Below are 6,313 nucleotides of genomic sequence, written 5' to 3'. Positions count from 1 at the left end.
GCCAACAGCCATCGCTTCGGTCAGCATCCGCTTGATCTGAGCGGAACTGGTAACGTCGAATGCTGTCCTGCCGTAGTTGGTCTTGATCGTAGGGTCAGCCCCACGGTTAAGCAACAGGCGCACAAAGGCGGGCTTGCCTTGCTCGGCTGCGATGTGCAACAGAGTCCAGCCGTCACTGTTTTGGGTGTTGATATCGACTCCTTGCTCAAGGAGAGCGATCAGGCTCCGGTCGTTCTTCTGCCACATTGCAGAGTTGAGAGCACCGTACAGGTCATCCCAGTCATCGGCATACACAGGTGCGCTGTTGAGAACAATCGCCGACAGCACGGCTACTGCCAGGAACTTCATCGCATCTCCTTGTGGCGTCTGCAAATTAGTTAATTCATGTGATGAAGGCTACTTGGAACGCGCGCTGTCTAACGCAGCCAGAGTGATCAGAAGTCCAGAGTTCCGCACTCGCCGTCCCCAAAGGGTCCGGTATGTTCCATCGGGTTGGCGATAATAACGTTTTCCCTCATGGAACACCGGTGATGGGAGAGCTTTCCAACCGCGCCATACACCATAAGCCAGTCCCGCGACTACGCCCGCACCCAATAGATCCATCGCTTCCATCCGCGATTCCTTGATGCCGGGGTCCTATGGTGCAAACACACAGAAGTGCGTGTCCGCCGCGGCAGCAGAATACCTGAATATGAATGGAAAGTGTCTCCGGTTAACCTGCCGAGGCGCCAGGAAAACATCCCGTAACGCTGAGTTCCGGCAACTGTCCCTATCCCCTCTCCCCAGGGGGGAGAGGGGGAGCAAGGGCTTGCTCAGGTGCGTTTGCCCCAGCCCGGCGCCGGGAAGACGGGGTCCATCTCCGCGGAGCCCTTGGGCAGGACCACGGTCGGGCGCAGGTTGCGGTTCTGCAGGCAGGCGGAGACGAGCTGGGTGTTCTGCCCCTTCTCGTCGAAGGTGATGGCCGGGCCGACCATCATCTTGTCCTTCAGGTTGGTCTGGCGCAGCGCCTCCAGCAGGGTGGCCGGCTCCGCGGTGCCCGCGCGCTTGAAGGCGTCGGCGGCGACCAGGATCGCCTCCAGCGTGAAGGCGACGTTGAAGGCGTAGCCCTCGAAGCGGTCGTTCGGGTACTGCTTCTTGAAGGCCGCCTCGACGCGCTTGGTCAGCTCCGCCTTGGGGTCGTACCAGGGCAGGTTGGTGATGGCGTAGTCGGCGTACTTGCCCAGCACCTTGTAGAACTGCTCGTCATACAGGCCGGGCGAGCCGGGGGAGACGATGCCCTTGGGCTCCCAGCGCTGCTTGACCATCTCGCGCACCAGCATGATGGCGTCGTTGGCGCGGGTGGTGACGATGGCGAGTTCGGCGCCCGTCGCCTTGGCCTTGGCCACCTCGACCGCGAGATCCTGGGCCTTCGGGTCGTAGGAGATGCTGTCGACGATTCCGAAGGGCATGTCCAGCTTGGGGAACAGGGCGTCCATCGCCTGCTTGTTCGCCATGCCGAAGGTGTCGTTGGCGTGCAGGAACACCGCCGTCTTCGGGGTGACGCCGCTGACCGCGAAGAGGTCCTTCATCAGCGCCAGCCCGTTGCTGACCAGCATGGTCGAGGTCGGGAAGTTGCGGAAGACGGTCTTGTAGCCCTGCTCGGTCAGGCGGTCGGCGGCGGCGATGTTCATCACCAGGGGCACGCCGCGCTGTTCGCAAACCTGGGCGGCGGCGGCGGTCTGGCCGCTGTCGAAGGCGCCGACGATGACGTTGGCGCCGTCGTTGATCAGCTTCTCGGCGCGCGAGCGGGCGACGTCCACGTTCGATTCGGTGTCGGCGGACAGAATCTCGACCTTGTAGCCGAGTTCGCCGAGGATGGCCGGCGCGATCTCGGCGCCGCGCTGGCAGGCCTGGCCCGCCTGGGCGAGCAGGCCGGAGCGGGGCAGCAGCACGCCCACCTTCAGCGCGGCGCCCTGCGCGAAGGCCGGCGCCCGGCCGAAGGCGGCGAGCGCGCCGGCCGAGAGGGCGACCGAGGCCGCGGCGGTGCCGAACTGGCGGCGGGTGAGTCCTCCCATGGACCCATTCTTGCTGATGCGATGATCGTTCATTATCGGGTGTTTCCCTGAGGCGTGGTCCCGGAGCGGATGATTTCCCCGCAATTGCCTTTGTGTCAAAGTGGAATCCACCGGAAGGCGACACACGGACGAAACGGACCCCACCGAATGGCGACCATCGAGGAGGCGCTGGGCATCGCGCTCGACCATCTGAAGGCCGGGCGGAGGGCCGAGGCGGTGGACCTGTACGGGCGGATCCTGGACGCCGATCCCGACAACCCGGAGGCGCTGCACCGGCTGGGCCTGCTCGCCGCGCTGGGCGGCGACCGGGAGCGCGGCATGGCGATGATCGCGCGTTCGGTGGAGCGGGACGGCGGGGACGCCGACGCTCATTTCAACCTCGGCGCCCTGCTCCACGTCTCCCTGCGGACGGAGGAGGCGATCGCCGCCTACCGCCGGGCTCTGACGCTGCGCGCCGACTTCCCCGACGCCGAATATCACCTGAGCGAGGCCCTGCAGGCCATCGGCCGCCTCGGCGAGGCGCTGGACGTGCTGGACCCGCTGCTGGCCCGCCACCCGCATTTCGTCCCCGGCTGGCGGCAGAAGGGCGACATCGAGGCCGACCTCGGCCGCCCCGGCGCCGCCGTGTCCTTCTACGAGATGGCCCTCGCCATCGACCCGCATGACGAAGGGTCGCGGGACCGGCTGGCGGCGCAGGCCGCGGCCTACCGCGCCCGCCGGGCGATCCTCGACGGGGCCGGGCCGGACGGGCGGCTGGACCTGCGCGACGTCACCGTCCTGGTCCCCTTCCGCGCCGACAGCGCGGACCGCAAGCGCAACCTGCGCTGGATCGTCTCGTTCATACTCAAGCACGCCGACACCACCGTCCTCATCGGCGAGGACAAGGCGGGGCCGAGCGACGTCGCCGAGGCGCTGGGGCCGGACCTGGCCGCCCGCTGCCGACACCTGCATCTGACCGGCAACGATACGCCCTTCACCCACAAGACCCACCTGCTCAACCGCATGGCCGAGGCGGCGGACACCCCGATCGTCGCCCTGCACGACACCGACGTCGTGGTCGATCCCGTGCAGTACGCGCTGGCCCGCGACGCGGTGCGCGGCGGGGCGGCCATGGCCTTTCCCTACAACGGGCTGTTCTTCTGGATTCTGGGGCGTGAGGTTCACCGGTTCGGGCACACGCTGTCGGCGGCGCCGCTGAACGCGGTCTGCCCGCGCTTTCCGCTGATGCACCGCAACTCGCCGGGCGGCGGCGCCTTCTTCGACCGGGCGGCATTGCTGGCGGCCGGGGCCTACAACGAGCGCTTCGTCTCCTGGGGTTATGAGGACGACGAGATCGTCGAGCGGTTGCGCAAACTGGGCCTGCGGGTCGAGCGGGTTCCCGGGCCGCTTTACCATCTGGAGCACGCGCGGCCCGAGAACTCCACTGACCGGAACCCCTTCATCGACGCCAACAAGGCGGAGCTGGAGCGCATCCAGGCCATGGACGTCGACGCGCTGCGCGCCGATGTCGCCGCCGGACGCCTGCGCCGGCCGCTGTTCTCCAGCGCCGGATAGGAGGGGCCAGCGGGACCCCAGGGGTCAGCCGGCTTGGCCCGCGGCGAACTGGTCGAACGCCTCCGTCGCCATGGCGGCGTACATCACCGACGGGCCGGCGCCCATGTAGATCGCCATGCCCAGCGTCTCCATCACCTCCTCCCGGCTGGCGCCCTGCTGGACGGCGGCCTGGGCGTGGAAGGCGACGCAGGCGTCGCAGCGCGTCGCCACGCCGATGGCCAGCGCGATCAGTTCCTTCGTCTTCGTGTCCAGCGCCTTGGCCTCCAGCGCCGCCCTGGCGATGGCGGAGAAGCCCTTCATCACCTCCGGAGCGCCGCCGCGCAGGTCTCGCACCGCGCCGGACATATCCTTCGCCATCCGCGGCCAATCCTTCACCATGGCTGAGAATTCCCTTCTAATTTAGATATTGCTAATTTACAGAAATCGCGTTGTGCTGCAAAGGGGAATGGGGAGCAACCCTGCCCTGCCCGCTGTTTCGGTGTGGCTCCCTTCACCACGCCAGCGACCGATCATGCCCCTGCGCTCCGCGCCCCCGCTCGCCGACAAGGACCCCTTCGACATCGACGAGGCGTTCCGGCGCCTGCGCCAAGCCGTGGCCGGACGTCCGAAGGCGGCCATGTTCGCGCTGCGCGACCGCGGCTACGGCAGCCCCTTCGAGCAGCTGGTGGGCAGCCTGATCTCCGCGCGGACGCGCGACGAAACGACCATCGTTGTGTGCGAACGGCTGTTCGCGGTGGCACGCACGCCGGAACAGATGGTCGCCCTGACGCCGGAGGCGCTGACCCGCCTGCTCGACGGCGCGACCTTCCCGGAGCCGAAGGCCCGCGACATCCGGGCGCTGTCCCGCCGCATCATCACGGAGCACGGCGGTGCGGTCCCCGACACGCCGGACGCCCTGATGGCCTTCCACGGAGTCGGACCGAAGATCGCGGCGCTGACCCTGGCGATCGGCTTCGACATTCCGGCGGTGGCGGTGGACGTGCATGTGCACCGGATCGTCAACCGTTGGGGCTTCGTCGCCGCCCCGACGCCGGAGCGCACCATGGTGGCACTGATGGAATTGCTTCCCCGCCATTACTGGGTGGAGATCAACGAGCGGCTGGTGCCCTTCGGCAAATGGGTCTGCACCGGCGACCGCCCGCGCTGCTCGACCTGCGCCATGCTGTCCATGTGCCGGCAGGTGGGCGTTACGACCCACCGGTGAGTGGTCGCCGGCAGCGGGATGCCGCACTTCGCCGCAGGTCGCGATACATGGTTGCATATCGCGATGCCGTATCTCCATTTTCGATGCATCGCCATAGACAATCACCCCGTGCCCCGCCAGGGCCACGGCATGGAGCGCACGCAATGATCGTGAGACCCTGTTCGCGGAGGACGGCCATCCATCGCGCCGCCCTGGCAGCTGCCCTCGCCACCGCCACGCTGATCGCTTTGGCCGGCGGGGCCTCGGCACAGGACAAGCCGGCGGCGCCGGGGGCAATCGTCAAGACCCTGCTTCAGGCGACCACCACCGCGGACGGCAAGGCCTTCGCCTATCCGGACGGCAAGCCGCTGGTCACGGCGCGGCTGGTCGAGCTGCCGCCCGGCGGCGAGATCATCCGCCACCGCCACGCCGTCTCGCCGTTCATCTACATCTTGGAAGGCGAGCTGACCATCGCCAGCGACAGCATGCCGACGCAGGTCTACAAGGCCGGCGATTCCTACATCGAGCAAGCGGCGTGGCACAGCGGCCGCAACCTCGGCACCACTCCGGTGCGGCTGCTGTCGGTTTATCCCAGCGCGGAGGGCGTCGCCCTGTCGGAGCGCCCGCAATAAGTCCGCTCGCCCGACCGGAGCGCGGCGGCTTGATTCACGTCATCGCGGGCAACGGCCAAGCTCGGCCATGGTCGCCGCCCGTCTGCAGCCCATTCCATCCAGGAACCCCGCGATGATCCTTTATGCACTGCGCTGCGCCTGCGGCTATGAATTCGAACAATGGTTCAAGAACATGGCCGATTACGACACACGCAAGGCCGATGGCCTGTCCTGCCCATCCTGCGGCGGAACCGAGGTGTCGAAGGCGATCATGGCGCCGCGCGTCGGCGCGTCCAAGCCGTCGCCCGCGCCGATGCCCGCCTGCAACCCGTCCGGCTGCGGCAACGCCATGTGCCCGATGTCGCAGATGGCTTGAAACAGGCGTGCCTGAGAAGGCCGCGGCCTACCGCCGGCCACGTCCGCCGCTGCTGAGCGGCGGCAGGGCGCCGGTAGTCAGCTCCTCCCGGCGGCGGCCGCTGCCGAAGCTCGGCTCGCGGCGCTGGTCGCGCGGGCCGTCGTTGCGTGGCGCCGGCCGCGAGGCGTTGGCTCGCCCGCTGCGCCACCACGCGAAGCCGATGCCGAACACCGTCGCCCCGATCACCCCCATCACGCCGTAGCGGGCGCCGTTGGCGGCCCAGCCCGGCAGCATCGACCCGCTGTCCGCCGCCGGCTCGACCACCGGCACCGGCTGACCGGACGGGGTGGTCGCGGTGACGCTGGCCCGCGGTGCGGCCTGCGGCACCGGACCCTGTCCATGTCCCTGTGAGGACGCCGTGACGGGGGGGGCGGGGGCCGGCGCCCGGGGGGCGCGGCTGCGGCCTGCGGGGGCGGCACCGCCGCCTCCAAGGCCGGGTGGACCGCCGCGCCCTCGCCGGGCGCCAGCACCGCCGCGACCTCCCGCTCCCACATGG

At 68.5% G+C, this 6,313-nt stretch carries 8 protein-coding genes; 4 read left to right on the top strand and 4 right to left on the bottom strand.

From position 1 onward, the window contains the following. The coding region (locus tag GBZ26_RS25700) for an ankyrin repeat domain-containing protein (protein ID WP_174441273.1) at window positions 1–348 on the bottom strand (348 nt) is incomplete at its 3' end. A 464-nt stretch (window positions 349–812) separates the two neighbouring features. Beyond that, window positions 813–2,054, bottom strand: a complete 1,242-nt coding sequence (locus GBZ26_RS25695) for an ABC transporter substrate-binding protein (protein ID WP_246653858.1) — start codon at window positions 2,052–2,054, stop codon at window positions 813–815. Between the two features lie 147 nt (window positions 2,055–2,201). On the opposite strand from GBZ26_RS25695, the gene GBZ26_RS25690 reads away from it, so the two are divergent. Next, window positions 2,202–3,608, top strand: a complete 1,407-nt coding sequence (locus GBZ26_RS25690) for a tetratricopeptide repeat protein (protein WP_174441271.1) — start codon at window positions 2,202–2,204, stop codon at window positions 3,606–3,608. A gap of 24 nt (window positions 3,609–3,632) precedes the next feature. Here GBZ26_RS25690 and GBZ26_RS25685 read toward each other — a convergent pair whose 3' ends face one another. Next, window positions 3,633–3,965: a carboxymuconolactone decarboxylase family protein gene (locus GBZ26_RS25685; protein ID WP_425514936.1), complete on the bottom strand. Its 333-nt coding sequence runs from the start codon at window positions 3,963–3,965 to the stop codon at window positions 3,633–3,635. 154 nt (window positions 3,966–4,119) lie between these two features. Here GBZ26_RS25685 and GBZ26_RS25680 point away from each other — a divergent pair, with 154 nt between their 5' ends. The 3 genes from GBZ26_RS25680 (at window position 4,120) to GBZ26_RS25670 (ending at window position 5,778) form a co-directional block, all read left to right on the top strand. Then, entirely contained in the window at window positions 4,120–4,812 is a 693-nt protein-coding gene (locus GBZ26_RS25680) for an endonuclease III domain-containing protein (RefSeq protein WP_174441269.1), read from the top strand. A 143-nt stretch (window positions 4,813–4,955) separates the two neighbouring features. Then, window positions 4,956–5,423, top strand: a complete 468-nt coding sequence (locus GBZ26_RS25675) for a cupin domain-containing protein (protein WP_174441268.1) — start codon at window positions 4,956–4,958, stop codon at window positions 5,421–5,423. 112 nt (window positions 5,424–5,535) lie between these two features. Beyond that, entirely contained in the window at window positions 5,536–5,778 is a 243-nt protein-coding gene (locus tag GBZ26_RS25670; RefSeq protein ID WP_174441267.1) for a DUF1178 family protein, read from the top strand. Window positions 5,779–5,805: 27 nt separating this feature from the next. On the opposite strand, the gene GBZ26_RS25665 is transcribed toward GBZ26_RS25670, so the two are convergent. Next, entirely contained in the window at window positions 5,806–6,144 is a 339-nt protein-coding gene (locus GBZ26_RS25665; protein WP_174441266.1) for a hypothetical protein, read from the bottom strand. Window positions 6,145–6,313: the final 169 nt, after the last annotated feature.

Source organism: Azospirillum formosense, assembly GCF_013340925.1.
GTDB lineage: Bacteria > Pseudomonadota > Alphaproteobacteria > Azospirillales > Azospirillaceae > Azospirillum > Azospirillum formosense.
This window is presented reverse-complemented; position numbering and strand designations above follow the sequence as displayed.